Annotated in this window: 15 protein-coding genes and 2 pseudogenes; 10 read left to right on the forward strand and 7 right to left on the reverse strand. The window is 37.1% G+C overall.

Annotation, left to right across the window (positions count from 1 at the left end; all coding sequences use genetic code 11):
- Positions 1 to 332, reverse strand: a pseudogene (locus ASE01S_RS10965) (IS21 family transposase); the annotation flags it as partial.
- A 279-nt stretch (positions 333 to 611) separates the two neighbouring features.
- On the opposite strand from ASE01S_RS10965, the gene ASE01S_RS10970 reads away from it, so the two are divergent.
- The 3 genes from ASE01S_RS10970 to ASE01S_RS16520 all read left to right on the forward strand — a co-directional run bounded on the left by ASE01S_RS10970 (position 612) and on the right by ASE01S_RS16520 (position 3,289).
- A complete protein-coding gene (locus ASE01S_RS10970) occupies positions 612 to 1,250 on the forward strand; it encodes a hypothetical protein (protein WP_067842040.1) in 639 nt (212 codons plus the stop codon).
- Between the two features lie 805 nt (positions 1,251 to 2,055).
- Positions 2,056 to 2,772 carry a group II intron reverse transcriptase/maturase gene (gene ltrA, locus ASE01S_RS16515; protein ID WP_245630364.1) on the forward strand — a complete coding sequence of 239 codons (717 nt, stop codon included), beginning with the start codon at positions 2,056 to 2,058 and terminating at the stop codon, positions 2,770 to 2,772.
- 166 nt (positions 2,773 to 2,938) lie between these two features.
- Positions 2,939 to 3,289 carry a group II intron maturase-specific domain-containing protein gene (locus ASE01S_RS16520; RefSeq protein ID WP_245630365.1) on the forward strand — a complete coding sequence of 117 codons (351 nt, stop codon included), beginning with the start codon at positions 2,939 to 2,941 and terminating at the stop codon, positions 3,287 to 3,289.
- 460 nt (positions 3,290 to 3,749) lie between these two features.
- On the opposite strand, the gene ASE01S_RS16525 is transcribed toward ASE01S_RS16520, so the two are convergent.
- Positions 3,750 to 3,929, reverse strand: a complete 180-nt coding sequence (locus ASE01S_RS16525; RefSeq protein ID WP_157065205.1) for a hypothetical protein — start codon at positions 3,927 to 3,929, stop codon at positions 3,750 to 3,752.
- Positions 3,930 to 4,047: 118 nt separating this feature from the next.
- Here ASE01S_RS16525 and ASE01S_RS16605 point away from each other — a divergent pair.
- A pseudogene (locus ASE01S_RS16605) lies at positions 4,048 to 4,116 on the forward strand (hypothetical protein); the annotation flags it as partial.
- Positions 4,117 to 4,120: 4 nt separating this feature from the next.
- Positions 4,121 to 4,333 carry a DUF8090 domain-containing protein gene (locus tag ASE01S_RS16610; RefSeq protein WP_505592636.1) on the forward strand — a complete coding sequence of 71 codons (213 nt, stop codon included), beginning with the start codon at positions 4,121 to 4,123 and terminating at the stop codon, positions 4,331 to 4,333.
- Between the two features lie 203 nt (positions 4,334 to 4,536).
- On the opposite strand, the gene tnpB is transcribed toward ASE01S_RS16610, so the two are convergent.
- Both tnpB and ASE01S_RS15840 read right to left on the reverse strand, forming a co-directional pair.
- A complete protein-coding gene (tnpB, locus tag ASE01S_RS10980) occupies positions 4,537 to 4,893 on the reverse strand; it encodes an IS66 family insertion sequence element accessory protein TnpB (RefSeq protein ID WP_067842043.1) in 357 nt (118 codons plus the stop codon).
- Entirely contained in the window at positions 4,883 to 5,053 is a 171-nt protein-coding gene (locus ASE01S_RS15840) for a hypothetical protein (RefSeq protein ID WP_157065202.1), read from the reverse strand. The genes tnpB and ASE01S_RS15840 overlap by 11 nt, the downstream gene beginning before the upstream one ends.
- Before the next feature lie 711 nt (positions 5,054 to 5,764).
- Here ASE01S_RS15840 and ASE01S_RS10985 point away from each other — a divergent pair.
- Positions 5,765 to 6,919 carry a competence protein CoiA gene (locus ASE01S_RS10985; protein WP_067842048.1) on the forward strand — a complete coding sequence of 385 codons (1,155 nt, stop codon included), beginning with the start codon at positions 5,765 to 5,767 and terminating at the stop codon, positions 6,917 to 6,919.
- Positions 6,920 to 7,040: 121 nt separating this feature from the next.
- Positions 7,041 to 8,855, forward strand: a complete 1,815-nt coding sequence (gene pepF, locus ASE01S_RS10990) for an oligoendopeptidase F (protein WP_067842050.1) — start codon at positions 7,041 to 7,043, stop codon at positions 8,853 to 8,855.
- Between the two features lie 39 nt (positions 8,856 to 8,894).
- Here pepF and ASE01S_RS10995 read toward each other — a convergent pair whose 3' ends face one another.
- The 3 genes from ASE01S_RS10995 to ASE01S_RS11005 form a co-directional block, all read right to left on the reverse strand.
- The gene (locus ASE01S_RS10995) at positions 8,895 to 9,074 is read right to left on the reverse strand and encodes a hypothetical protein (protein WP_067842053.1); all 180 of its coding nucleotides are present in this window, start codon (positions 9,072 to 9,074) and stop codon (positions 8,895 to 8,897) included.
- 587 nt (positions 9,075 to 9,661) lie between these two features.
- Positions 9,662 to 10,564 carry a ClpXP adapter SpxH family protein gene (locus tag ASE01S_RS11000; RefSeq protein ID WP_067842066.1) on the reverse strand — a complete coding sequence of 301 codons (903 nt, stop codon included), beginning with the start codon at positions 10,562 to 10,564 and terminating at the stop codon, positions 9,662 to 9,664.
- 417 nt (positions 10,565 to 10,981) lie between these two features.
- Positions 10,982 to 11,557, reverse strand: a complete 576-nt coding sequence (locus tag ASE01S_RS11005; RefSeq protein ID WP_067842068.1) for a CYTH domain-containing protein — start codon at positions 11,555 to 11,557, stop codon at positions 10,982 to 10,984.
- A 136-nt stretch (positions 11,558 to 11,693) separates the two neighbouring features.
- On the opposite strand from ASE01S_RS11005, the gene yjbM reads away from it, so the two are divergent.
- The 3 genes from yjbM to ASE01S_RS11020 are packed head-to-tail and all read left to right on the forward strand — an operon-like array spanning position 11,694 to position 14,050.
- A complete protein-coding gene (yjbM, locus tag ASE01S_RS11010) occupies positions 11,694 to 12,341 on the forward strand; it encodes a GTP diphosphokinase (protein WP_067842070.1) in 648 nt (215 codons plus the stop codon).
- A gap of 6 nt (positions 12,342 to 12,347) precedes the next feature.
- On the forward strand, positions 12,348 to 13,151 hold the full coding sequence (locus tag ASE01S_RS11015) for an NAD kinase (protein WP_067842080.1): 804 nt from the start codon (positions 12,348 to 12,350) through the stop codon (positions 13,149 to 13,151).
- 29 nt (positions 13,152 to 13,180) lie between these two features.
- Positions 13,181 to 14,050, forward strand: a complete 870-nt coding sequence (locus tag ASE01S_RS11020; RefSeq protein ID WP_067842083.1) for an RluA family pseudouridine synthase — start codon at positions 13,181 to 13,183, stop codon at positions 14,048 to 14,050.
- The last annotated feature ends 21 nt before the right edge of the window (positions 14,051 to 14,071 follow it).

Raw genomic sequence — 14,071 nt, forward strand, 5'->3', positions numbered from 1 at the left:
ATAAAACTAGATTGTCCACATTCGAGTCCATGATTATCCTTCAAATACTGCCATAAAATTCGTTTGTAATAAAATACCTGCTTAGAATTCTCCGAAAGGAGTAGAGAAATAACCCCATAATAATCATTAATCTTAGAAACTCGATTTCTCGTTTTCTTTGGAATAAAACCATTTAGATACTTATCGACTGTTCTACGATCGACATTCAGTTCCCTAGCTAGTTTACTTTTATTAATTTTCATTCCTAGACTCTCCATTAATCGTTTATATTTTGGCAAGTCCGATAGATTTTCTACCTTGATCTCTGTTTGAATATTTATTGGAACATGCATACTCCTCACCTCAAAATAAGTATGCATGTACCTATCAATGTTGTACATTTTTAAGTGAGCGAATATGTACATCTATAAGTTAGCATTTATAATGAATCTCAAATATTTATGAAAGGAGTTAATAATAGGGGATTCTAGTATGCGTTTTTGGATTGTATCTACCTTAAACCTATAAGAAAAGGCTTCTTACTAGTATTATTAAAACTATCTTTGGTAGATAAAAAGATCCTTGATATGATAGAAAAAGTTGAATAAAAATTAAAATATGGAGGCTTGAAAATGGAAAAGAAATTTCTGAAGATATTGCCAGTTCTATTAGGAGTTATTGCTCTCTTTTTAATCCAACCGACACAAACCTTGGCCAATTCTGTTGAACTAAGACCAATACTTGAAGTGAATTCATTGCTTACAAATAACCATACTAATCAGCTGGAGGATGCTACTACAATAACAGAACTTACTACAATTAAAGAGAATGAAGATGGTACAATTACAGAAAGTTATGAAGTAGATGTAGCAATTCCGCAGTTTCATTTTAGACCAATGGATTCGGTGGGTGGAAGCAAAACGGAAGGATATGTTAAAGCTTCTTTAGATATAACTTATTTTTTAAGGGATAAAAAATCAGAAATCAAGATAACTAAATTCAGTGGTAAATGGGAACCACAGCAAAGCTATATGAAAGTTAGTAACAGAGTAGCATCAGTAAACGATGGCAGAGGGCTATTTTCAAAAACAATAAGGAAAAGACCAACCTCAAATTCTTTTAGCTACAACACTGGCTGGGATTATGTAACGTATGTTCCACATAGTACTGATTTGTACACAGGGCCAAGAGGTTATACGGAGGCGACTTTGAAACCTGAGGGAATGGGGGGGTCATATAATTTGTTTTTAACAGTTAATGTAAGTAGATGATCTAAATGTATAAATATGTAATTTATTTCAATACTAAATCATTAAAAGAACACAACAAAAAAGTCTTACCTAGCCACTTAATACAATAATTAATTTCTTCCTAGGCTGTTATATCATCAAACTCTATCGGTGTGTGGTAGCCTAATTTTGGTCTTTGTTAAATAGCGTAGGTGAGAACTTTTACCGACAATTTTATTCAGTTTTTTCACAAACATTCAAGTGCGTTCAGGCGGCTTGAGTGTTTGTTTTTATTAGTGCGCCAGGCATGGCAACTACCTAGATGGTGAAAGTCCATTGTGAGGGTACACATCAACCAACCACTAGAGAAGCGCAAGGTATTTATCGTGAGGTAAAGGCTGAAGGAAGCGTGTATCAAAATCTTGGCTCGACGAACAGAAATCTGATACGAAGGCTTTGTAGGTGGATAAGGCTCCTAAACAAGTCAAAGTCCGAAAGATGTGCGTAACCCTATGAAGTAAATCAGACGAGTAAAAGAGGAAAGATAGTTGTCTTACCCTGGGAGATCTCACGAACAGCTGAGGAGTCCCCTAAAAAGAAAGCTGGTCGGAAAAGGTTTATCGTGAGAAGTCAGCCGACGCCATAGTAGTGATGAAATCATGAAGGGCAGAATCATTTATAGTGTTTCTACGCCATGACTGCACGAAAGATAAACTTCAGAATGTATTAATGAGGAAAGTATGAGCGTATCTCAGAGGATAATTCAAAACGAAGTGTCTTTTCGTCACATGAAAGGAAATGAAGAAACGAGTGTGAAACTTTTAGAAGAAATCCTAAGTACCAAAATATGAACCAAGCTTATAAGCGTGTATACCGCAATAAGGGTGCAAGCGGGGTAGATGGGGTGAGCGTAGAAGAACTGAAGAATCATCTAAGGAAACACAAGGATGAACTATGTGCCAAAATCCGAAAGAGGAACTACCAACCAGCACCAGCGTTACGAGTAGAGATTCCAAAAGAAAATGGAAAAACGCGCAAGCTGGGTATTCCTACCGTGGTGGATAGAGTTATTCAACAAGCCATTAATCAAGTACTAAGTCCTATATTTGAAAAGCAATTCAGTGATTACAGCTATGGATTCAGACCAAGAAGAAGTTGTGAAATGGCAATTACGAAGGCGTTGGAATATCTCAATGATGGGTATGAATGGGTGGTTGACATTGACTTGGAAAGGTTTTTCGATACCGTTCATCATGACAAATTGGTGCGAATCATTTCCCATACCAAAGATGGAGATGTCATGTCATTGATACGAAAATACCTCGTAAGTGGTGTCATGATTCAGGGAAACTATGAAGATACACCGATTGGAACACCACAAGGAGGTAACCTTAGTACTCTTCTAAGCAATATTATGTTGAATGAGTTAGACCAGGAACTGGAAGGAAGAGGATTGCGTTTCGTAAGATACGCAGACGATAGACTTATCTTCTTTAAGAGTGAGAAAGCAGCAATCGAGTGCTTACTTCCATTACAACGTTTATCGAGAAGAAACTTGGACTAAAGGTAAATATCGAGAAAAGTAACATATCACGCCCTACAAGAACAACTTTTCTAGGGTTTGGATTCTACTATGACGCACATAAGCAGAAATTTCAACCAAGACCTAGTAAAGCCTCCATTCAAAAGTTTCAAAGAAACTTACGTCGATTAACGAAGGGAACTGGAGTATTTCTTTAAGTGACAGAATCATCAAATTAAAGCAGGTTATTTATGGCTGGGTTAACTATTTTCGAATAGCAAAGATGAAGAAGGTCTTAGGTTCGGTAGACAAGAAGTTACGCTCTAGGATAAGAGTGATTATCTGGAAACAGTGGAAGAGCAACAAAAAGAGAATACAATCTCTCGTAAAACTGGGCATACCAAAAGAAGAAGCCAAAGGCTTAACTTACTGTAGGAGAGGTCTTCGGTTTATAGGAATGTCGAAGGTTATTCATCGAGCTTTGTCTATTAAAAGACTAAGGCAAAGAGGTATTCCCTTTGCCTTAGATCGTTATCTAAACGTACACACTGAAATATAAATGGAACCGCCGTATACGGAACCGTATGTACGGTGGTGTGAGAGGGGCGAAAAGTGTTTAACTTTTCCCTCTACTCGATTGTGTTGGATTTGGTTCAATGGCTTTTAATTTAAAATAATGCGATAACGATAGTTCCGAAAACTTCTGTAGCCATAAAACCTTAATTTTAGTATTGAATCCCTAAATTTCGCCCATTGTTGTAGGGATAGCGGAAGCTCTTCCGAATGCTTACGCAGGGTCTTTGGTCTCTAGATAGGTTGAAATCTCGGATGAACAAGGTGTAGCTAAGATCGTACTAAACGCGTTGTGATCAGGCTAGTGGAAGGTTTATAAAATATGTTGATACAGCTCATAATTGGATTTTAATTCGGATGAATAATCAAGCAAATCCTTGCCCAGATGTGTCGCTAAACGCTGGCAAACAAGGGATAATAACGGTATTCCGTATTGGATAATTCGGTTAGATGAAAGCGATCAATAATGGTCTCAGTTTGTGGGGACATCTCTCTGATGACATTGGAATACCGGCATTCATATCAATGATCACAGTTTCAACGTTTTGGCGGTCTGCCAAGCTATAATACGTGAAAAAGTGATCCTTGATGGTGCGACTATCACGTTTATCAAGCAGATCAAGAATATCCCTTGGTCGGCATTGATATGCTGGAAGGCCATTTGTTCTTTGGCGTGACGGAAGCCAAGAAGCAAATTTTCAAATCGATTAATAAGAGTAAGCTGCAACAGAAAAACTATTAAAAGAAACCTATTTCACATTAAAAAATCGATTTGGTCATATTCCATTCCTAACAGATTTTCTAGCACAATGATTCAATGAATCCTACCGTGATTGTCGATAAATTTGGAAGTGATTATGCTTTTTTCTCAAAGATGAACGAGATCAGGCCAGTACTAAATACTTATGAGCAGACGGTAGTCAGGATGGTGTCAAAGGAGCTCTTAAACGGAAAGAGAAAACATGAATTGTTGTTGAACGAGCAGAAGATGATCATTATCGATTTAACTAAACAATTCGCATACAGTTAATGAATAATTCATCCTTTAAGGAGGCATCGGTGGATGTTGTAGCGGCAGATCTTAGTTGAAGTGATCGATATGAAACCAAAAAGCCGTATACCACTTAGTTCTGTCAACGTATTCATCCCCTGTGTCCAAACAATTTCTTTTATCGTACCACACTTTATCAAAAAGGGAAGAAAAATTTAAAAATCGATTGCTCTCCTCCATGATTAAGTGAGGACACCTAATTTGGCAGGTTGAATTTTTTGTTTTTGATAGATGGAAAAACCATCAAATAGCCACTCCATTTGTTTCGGTGTCAGTTTTTCTACGTCGGTTTGCGAACGTGGCCAAGTTAACCTTCCCTGATCATATCGCTTATACAGTAAATAAAAACCTTCTCCATCAAACCAGAGCGCTTTAAATCGATCGGTTCTTCTCCCGCAGAATAAGAAAACAGATTCGTCTAAAAGATCCAATTGGAATTTACTGGTGATTATTGAAGTCAGACCGTCAATGCCTTTACGAAGATCCGTATAGCCACAGACTAAATAACAATTTTTCATCTGGGAGAAGTCAACGAGCATGGCGATACATCTCCTTTATCAAGGCTGTTGCCAACGATTCCTGACAACCTTCCAAAATCGTTAGCTGTATAGAATGATAAGAAACTTCCATTACTGGATTTACAGGTGCAGAGGAAGATGGTGCTGGGATCGTTACGGGAACAATCGGGTTTTCCTTCATGAAAAAAACTACCTCCTGTTACTTGTTAAATTCAAGTATAGAGGTAGTTCCGTTATAATAGAATGCGGTTTATTATTTCCCGCTTACGTTATTTTTTTGATCTAAAATTGGTCAAGATTTAGGAAGGGAATAAGAGCATAAGAATTCGTTCATCAATATTCCAGCTATTTTATCGAGTATTCGAATACTAAAATGAAGGATGATGGTACTATTTTCAAAAATCGGATGAAAGCACACTTATATTCCGTAAATATAAGTATAAAAGTTAAAATTAGAATGGATATTTTCTGAGAAAGTTTGCTTTGCTGTTTCAATATATTTTAGCAGGATTTGAGTGATAGAGCTTGAATTTAATTAATAGTATTGTATCTTATCATATGTTACTCAATTGACAAAAATAGGTGAAAGCTATCTGGCGCATTTCTGTTTAAGTAGACGATGATTGATAAGGAGGGTTCGCTTTTTTAAATTTAACTTCATTCAGGCGAAGTTTTCCCACTTCTAAAGTGGATGAGATGAATGCCTATCTCTATTTCATTCTGTGAGATAAAAACTCTTGCTGAATCAAGCTAAAGCCTCCGGCGGGATGTCTCAGCTTTTAAGAGGGGATTTTCCAAGTGAAGCTCGATCAAATCTGAGTGCATATACGCCAAGGTGCATTTGATTGTCATTTTAGGAAGGGCCACCATATAAAAGATGGGAAGGTGAAGAATGTTACAAGCTATCAATTCAGAAGGTAAGACATGTCTCATCGCATTAAGATCTAAAGCAGAAATTACCAAACTTAAAGATACAGAATCTTTTTATTGTCCGATTTGTTATGAACCGGTTTTGATTAGAGCGGGAGCAAAGCAAGTTGCTCATTTTGCCCATAAACGTGATAGCCGTTGTTTCTCAAGCATGACTGGAGAAGGTCCTTACCATCAGCAAGGAAAATTAGATTTGTTTCAGTGGTTAACTAATCAAGGCTACCAGGCTAAACTAGAGACTTATTTTAAAGATATTAAGCAACGTGCTGATCTCTCCTTTTCTATCAATCAAAAGCAGTATGTCATTGAATTTCAGTGCGCTAATATTAGCCCAGATATACTAATAAAGCGAACATTAGGATTTCAATCAATCAAGGTAAATCCGCTGTGGATCTTGGGAGGTAACCAGATCACCCGCTTTAGTGGTCAAGGCTTAAGATTAAATATGATGGCACAAGCGTGCTTAAATCAATATCCTGATGATCATTCAGCTTGGCTCACTTACTATTGTCCAGTTGCTAAACAATTTGCACATTATTCAGCAATCGCTTTAATTGGAGATCATAAAAGCTATGGACATTTAACTTTTCTTGAGTTGAGAAATAGTTCATTGCTAGAATTATTAGGGAAAAGCAAACCGCCTTTTATTCCTTCAGAATGGCTTTATCTCAAGCGTTCATTTCGGACAAGTCCACGATCTCCACGACTGTCGAAAAGTGAAAAAGCTTTCCACAAATGGCTATATCAGCATTCACTACATCCAAGTCTCTTATCAAGCTGGGTTGGCTTACCGGTACAAGGGCAATGGAAAATGCGTGTCCCGATCTGGCATTGGCAAACTATACTTTGCTATGGTTTTTTAAATGGCCAACAGACATTTTATTATCCTCAGCTTAAGCAATTTATCGCTCCATATGTAAAAACAATCCCTCAACAACCTTTAGTCTTCCAGGATATTGACCCGATTAAATGTTATTTGAACTATTTCCTTAAAGTGAAGCAAATTGTAAAAATAACAAAAGACTTTTATCGAGTTCTTTATCCGATCCAAACCTATCAAACACTTCCGATAGCATTAAAGAAAGATCAGTATTTATTAAAAAAACTTGACCTCTAATCCAGATTAAAACATCTCTTGAGTAAAATCGGTTATAATAATAAAACATGTACGTTGAACAGGATTTTTTTAAACGAATGTAGAAATTAGTTAAGGAATTATTAATGAGGAGGACAATACATTGACACAGGAAACAAATACTTTACAAAAGAGAGATCAAATTCCAGAGGAAAGAACATGGCGGCTAGAGGATATTTTTGCTGACGATGAGCTTTGGGAGCAGGAAAGACAAGCTGTAGTTAAAGAGTTAGAGTCTTTTGCAGATTTCCAAGGAGAGTTATCGAAATCAGCTGAAACCCTGTATCAATTGCTTGTACTTGAGGATAAAATTTCAGAACGGATCGGTAAGCTCTACACTTACGCGCATATGCGTTATGACCAAGATACAACCAATGCATTTTATCAAGGATTAAATGCTAAAGCTCAGAGTTTATATGCACAAGCGGCTAATGCAATGAGCTTTATTGTTCCAGAAATTCTTGAAATTGAACCTGAGCAATTAGCCCAGTTCCTAGAAGAAAAGCCGGAATTAAAGGCTTATGATCATGCGCTTAATGAAATAACAAGACAAAGAGAGCATATATTAACTAAGCAAGAAGAAGCTCTCTTAGCTCAAGCAAGTGAGATTTTTAGCAGTCCTTCACAGATCTTTGGTAGTTTAAATAACGCAGATCTAACTTTTCCGACGATAACAGACGAACAAGGGAATCAAGTTGAGCTCACCCATGGCCGTTATAGCAATTTTATGGAGGCTACTAAACAATCTGTTCGTCGTGAAGCATTTGAAGCCATGTATAATACTTATCGTAAGTATATTAATACGTTTGCTTCGACTCTTTCAGGTCAGGTTAAAAGGGATAATTTTTTTGCTAAAGTTCGTCATTATCAATCTGCTCGTCAGGCAGCATTAAATAATAATAATATTCCTGAGAGTGTTTATCAAAATCTTGTAGAAGCTGTTAACGATCGAATCGATCTTTTACATCGGTATGTGAAATTACGTAGAGAAATGCTCGGGTTGGATGAGTTACATATGTACGATATGTATACGCCTTTAATTAATCAAGTAGAAATGAAATTCACCTATGATGAAGCGAAAGAACATTTACTAAAAGGACTAGCCCCATTAGGAGAGGAGTATATTGCACGTTTACAAGAAGGCTTTAGTCAACGCTGGGTCGATGTCGAAGAAAATAAAGGGAAAAGAAGTGGTGCCTATTCTTCTGGAGCATATGGGACAAATCCATATATTTTGATGAATTGGCAAGACAACTTAAATAATGTCTTTACACTCGCACATGAATTTGGCCATTCATTGCATAGCTATTACACACGTGAACATCAGCCATATCGATATGGTAATTATTCAATTTTCGTTGCTGAAGTCGCATCAACCTGCAATGAAGCCTTGCTAAATGAATATTTGGTTAACACAACCAATGATCCAAAAGAAAAGCTTTATCTACTTAATCATTTTCTTGATGGTTTCCGAGGTACAGTATTCCGACAAACCATGTTTGCTGAATTTGAACACTTGATTCATGTACTTGATCAAAGTAACGAAGCTTTGACATCGGAAAAGCTGACCCAAGAATATTATCAATTAAATAAAAAGTACTTCGGCGATGGTGTTGTACAAGATGAAGAAATAGGTCTTGAATGGGCACGAATTCCACACTTTTATTATAATTATTATGTTTATCAATACGCTACAGGCTATGCTGCTGCTCAAACATTAGCTGCCCAAATATTATCAAACGATAAATCTGCGCTTGAAAGATATTTTGGTTTCTTAAAAGCTGGAAGTAGTGATTATCCGATAGAAGTATTGAAAAAAGCTGGTGTAGATATGACAGAGAAGACACCAATATTACAAGCTTTAGATGTATTTGAAGAGAAATTAAATGAGATGGAAGCTCTGTGGAAAGAGCTTTAGTCACATAAAAAGACCAGAACGCGAGCCTCTCTGGTCTTTTTACTTAAATCCACGAAACATTTGGCGATAGAATAGAACAGTTAAGGTGAAATAGATTGTAATGAAAAGCAATGGTAGGGTGATAAAAAGGGGAATAAGCCGCATAAGGCCAAATAAGTTAACCGCCCAAGCTACAATTAATAATAAAATGATCGCAATGCTCTGGCATAATTTTTTCATCGCAGTCACCTTCTTATTTGTTTTCAATACTATCTTATGTGAACAAGTTTTGGAATAGAAGTATGACATTTTTGTGAATTAATGGTGAAAGTCTTGCAATAGTGTAGAAAAATTGCTATATTTTCTTTGTGAGATGTTTAACAAACAAAACCCCTTTGTTTGATCTGAAACTTTCTCCCATCCCCCCATGACGGTGAACGTCATGGTGTAGAGTGTACATTTTGTACACTCTTTTTTTTATGCAGTTTTAGCTAATGCAAGAGGTTTTTAGTCAAATCTAGTGGAAAAAATAAAACTCAGCTATTTTTACCCTGAAAAATAAATGGGATAAAGCTAAGTTAAAAGAGGGAACTTATTTGTAAAGCCGAAGTAATCTGTAAAGAGGAGAGCTTGTCAGTGAAGCTGAGGTTCAAGTTCAGTAAAAGCATGAAGTCCAAAAAACGTGAATGAGAGAATGGGACAAAAGAAAAGCTATATAATCCTTACTCCGCTCACTTATTTGGTTCTTAACTTTGGATGTTGTGCAAATGGCTTAGTCAAGTGGCGTTTTGTCCCATTCTCACACCAAGTCTTTCGTACACGACTATCTAATCGTCAGTTTCATTGTTACAGTTACAGTGCCAAAACATACCATGTTTAACCGGTACACATTTGACTAGTTGTTTGAGTTGCAATTTTTTCATTTCATTGCAGGCTACCTCAGGAGACCAATCATATATAATAGCTATTTCATGGGTAGTGCCAGAACGAAAATGTTTAATAAAATCTTCGAGTTTTGGTTTATCAATAGGTGCAACCTCTTTTTGTAAAAGTTGCTTAAGCACTTTGACATAAATATCGTAGCCGTATGCTCCGCTTAACTTCAAACCTTCATCTTCTTCGGACTCATTAAAAAAGACCAATGAAGGCGACTGATCGACTTCCATTTCTTTAGCAAGCTTGAAATCACATTGGAGTGCTTTTTTAGCTGAATTGGAATGTAAGTCACGTTTAAATTCGTCTAAATCAAGCTCTGTTTCAGCGGCAACTCGAATGAGTTGATCATCTTGAGAGATATCAGTCTTATATAAGAAAAGATTTTCTTGTATTTTACGCAAATAACGGCGTCCTGCCTTGATACCTTGTAGTTCAGCAGCCTTAATTGCTATCGATACATTAGCTGGATAGGTAATGGGGTTGGCAAACCATGGATTACGATCACAGCACATACCAGTAAGCGTGGCTGTTTTTTCCCATTGTCGATTTAAGTCTTTTGACTTACCTTTGGCATACTGATTTTGCTTTGTGCATAAAATCGGTCTAATCGAAAAAAATCGACCGTATTCTAGTTGTAATTTCTTTATGACAGGATCCAATGACCATGACTCTGGACAGAGTGGATCAAGGAAAAGATAAATTTCAATTGGTTTCGTTAGAAGATCAAAGTAGCTATACTGCGCCTTCGTTTGTGCATGTGGTTCTATAGATGGCCCAGTTTGTTTAAAGCTCACATCGATTCTCCTTTCTAAGTTCATAGTTGATCGTTGCATCTCAGCTGCTTATTGTTGCACCTATTGTATCAATGACTACTACATTTCGGCAACTAATAAGTCTCGAGTAGGAGAAAATTCCCAAAGGTACCGCTTTAACTTCATTCAGCAGAAGTCTCCTACTTAGTATAAGTGGTGAGATGAATATTATTTAGTAGGGGTTTAACCCCTCGCTGAATAAAGTTAAAGCCTTCGGCAGATGCCACAGATTTTCAGCAGAAATTATCGAGAAAGCTCGAGAAAATCTCGGTACAAATCTGCCAAGGTGCATTTGATATTGGTCAACATATTTGATCTTTTGCTCGATAAATCTGAATGAGCGACCATTTGCCATTCTTAAAGCTGACTACCCAAATCAGCTATTTCCCTATTCATTTACTATAAATCAAGGGTTCGATAGAAACGTTCAATTTTATTTGGAGTTTCTTTCCTAGTTAATGCAAGTCGTTCGATCAAATGATCCATTGTGGATTCAGCTTTGCTTCTTTGGTCAGACTCGACTTCAAGTTCATAGTCAACGGTTCCATTATAGCGACTCTTATCTAATACGACAAGTGATTCATGATAATAGACCTCAATACGAGCGGTTTCAAGAGCACCACCATATTTAAGCTGATTTAGTTTAATGCCTATTTTTTCCAATTGAATACCAACATGGGGGGTGAAGATAGGTTTGTTATTTAACCAAAGTCGAACCTGATTTTCTAACAACGAATCATGTGTTTCCAATAATCCATCTTGAAAGGGTTGTTTTAATGTTAGAGTATAGTGATTTTGCTTCGCTCTAATCCGCAAAGCTGATCCTTTTTGTTTTAAGGCAAAGTCTGGTGTTTCAAAGTAATGATTAATTTGGAGAGTAGGCTCAAGATTTGTTAGTTCAAAGTAATCCAATAGGCGTTGGTATTCGATTTCCGTTAATAGGTTTTTGCATTCGATTTCAATTTCTTGATTCAAACCACGTCCACTCCTTTATTTTATCGCTAATTTTTAGTATAGTCGATATTAGAATGAAAAGTCGAGAACAGTTGCTTATATAGGTTTAGACTCATTACAATATTTGTAGCGAGTGAAGATAAAGGATGGTGTCAGCATGGCCGATAACCCAAATTGGAAAACTTTTTTGGCTCCATATAGACAAGTAGTGGAGGAGTTGATTGTAAAGCTCAGGGGTATGCAATTACAATATGAAATTGAGTCCAAGCATTCACCGATTGAATCGGTAGCTGGCAGAGTTAAACCAGTATCTAGCATTCTTGACAAAGCAAAGCGTAAGCAGATTGCTGCCGAAGATATTGAAGAGAAGATCCAAGATATAGCGGGAGTAAGGGTGCTTTGTCAGTTCGTTGATGATATTTATACAATAGCGGAACTATTGCGATCAAGACATGACTTTGAGGTAATTGAGGAAAAAGATTATATACGAAATAAAAAAGAAAGCGGCTATCGTTCTTATCATGTTATCATTCGCCATCCTGTTGCTACCATTCATGGCTATAAGCAATTAATCGCTGAAATACAAATCCGAACCTTAGCGATGAACTTTTGGGCCACTAATGAACATTCACTAAATTATAAATATAGTGGGGAAATCCCTGATGCTATTCAAGCAAGGTTAAAAAAAGCAGCTGAGGCTGCCTTTCGCTTAGATGGAGAAATGGCTAAGATAAAAGATGAGGTTCAGGAAGCACAATGGATTTTCCACCAATTAAAGAGTCAGCAGCATCGTAAGGGGGAGTGAGTCGCTATGAAATTTGCTATAACGTCAAAGGGTGATCACAAGTCAGATATGATTAAAGCCATTATTGAGCAATATTTATCTGATTTTGATTTAGAGGTTGACCTTGATCAGCCAGATCTTGTTATTTCTGTCGGCGGTGATGGTACTTTTTTGCATGCTGTACATCACTATTTTCACCGTCTAAAAAATACAGCCTTTATTGGTGTACATACTGGTCATTTAGGGTTTTACGCTGATTGGTTACCTGAAGAAATAGAAAAGCTTGTTATTGAAATTGCTAAAAAAGAATATAAAATTGTTGAATACCCACTTTTAGAAATGAAGATTTACCGCAAAAATGAAGCAAAGCCCGAAAGGTATTTAGCATTAAATGAAGCAACAATAAAGAAAGTAGAAGGTTCTGTAGTTCTTGATGTGATTATTAAAGGTGAACACTTTGAACGTTTTCGAGGAGATGGTCTATGTGTCTCTACGCCATCTGGAAGTACGGCTTATAACAAGGCACTCGGAGGGGCGATTATCCATCCATCTTTATCGACAATGCAAATAACGGAGATGTCATCAATAAATAATCGAGTGTATCGAACGATTGGTTCACCGTTGATCTTACCTAGTCATCATGTCTGTCAGTTCAAACCAGTTGACCAAAGTCAAAGCTTCCTTATCACTATTGACCATGTAACGAAAAGTGTTGATCATATCAGTACGATTGAATATAGCGTTGCTGAAGAGCGGATCCGTTTTGCTCGCTTCAGACCTTTTCCATTTTGGAAGAGAGTACATGACTCATTTATCTCTGATCAACGTTGATCAGTTTGTAGAGAAAGGTGTTTTACCCTGTGAAATGGCAAATAACAGAGAATGAAGCTGGACTATTACTACGTGATTATTTAAAACAAAATATTGGTTTTTCACGAAATATGATTAAAGTACTGAAGTTTGATGGAGGAAAGCTTTTGGTTAATGGGGAAAATGTTAATGTAAGAACAAAGCTTAAAAAAGGTGATACCGTTGAGGTTCTATTTCCAAAAGAAGTACGAGCACCGAGACTTAAGCCTGTTTTAATCCCCTTAGATATTGTTTATGAGGATGATTTTTTACTTGTCATCAACAAAACAGCCGGTATGACCACCGTACCCTCTGCTCGACATGAAGATAAAACAGTTGCAAATGCTTTAATTGCTTACTATGATCAAAAAGGTTTAGATTACACCGTCCATATTGTCACGCGTTTAGACAGAGATACTTCTGGATTAATGTTAGTAGCTAAGCAACGCTTCTGTCATAGCTTATTACAGAATAACAAGATTGATCGACGCTACCAGGCTGTCGTTGAAGGTATTTTAACGAGTGAGAGTGGGACGATTTCCGAACCGATTGCGCGCAAGCAAGGATCGATTATCGAACGAACAGTAGCCAGGGATGGAAAACCAGCTATAACACATTACCGAACGCTCAAGCAGGTTAATGGTCATACTTGGTTGGCTATCCGATTAGAAACAGGTCGAACTCACCAAATTCGAGTGCACTTTGCCCATATTGGCCATCCGTTAGCTGGCGATGATTTGTATGGCGGACAGACTGACAAAGTAAAGCGACAGGCCTTACATTGTGTGTCATTAGCGTTTCAACACCCCATAACTAAACAATATCTATCCTTCCATTCGAGCTGGCCTGATGATTTGGCACCCTTAGTCTACACTCACTAGATTAAAGGGTGCTAACTTTTT

It is taken from the genome of Amphibacillus sediminis NBRC 103570, assembly GCF_001552275.1.
GTDB classification, from domain to species: domain Bacteria; phylum Bacillota; class Bacilli; order Bacillales; family Amphibacillaceae; genus Amphibacillus_B; species Amphibacillus_B sediminis.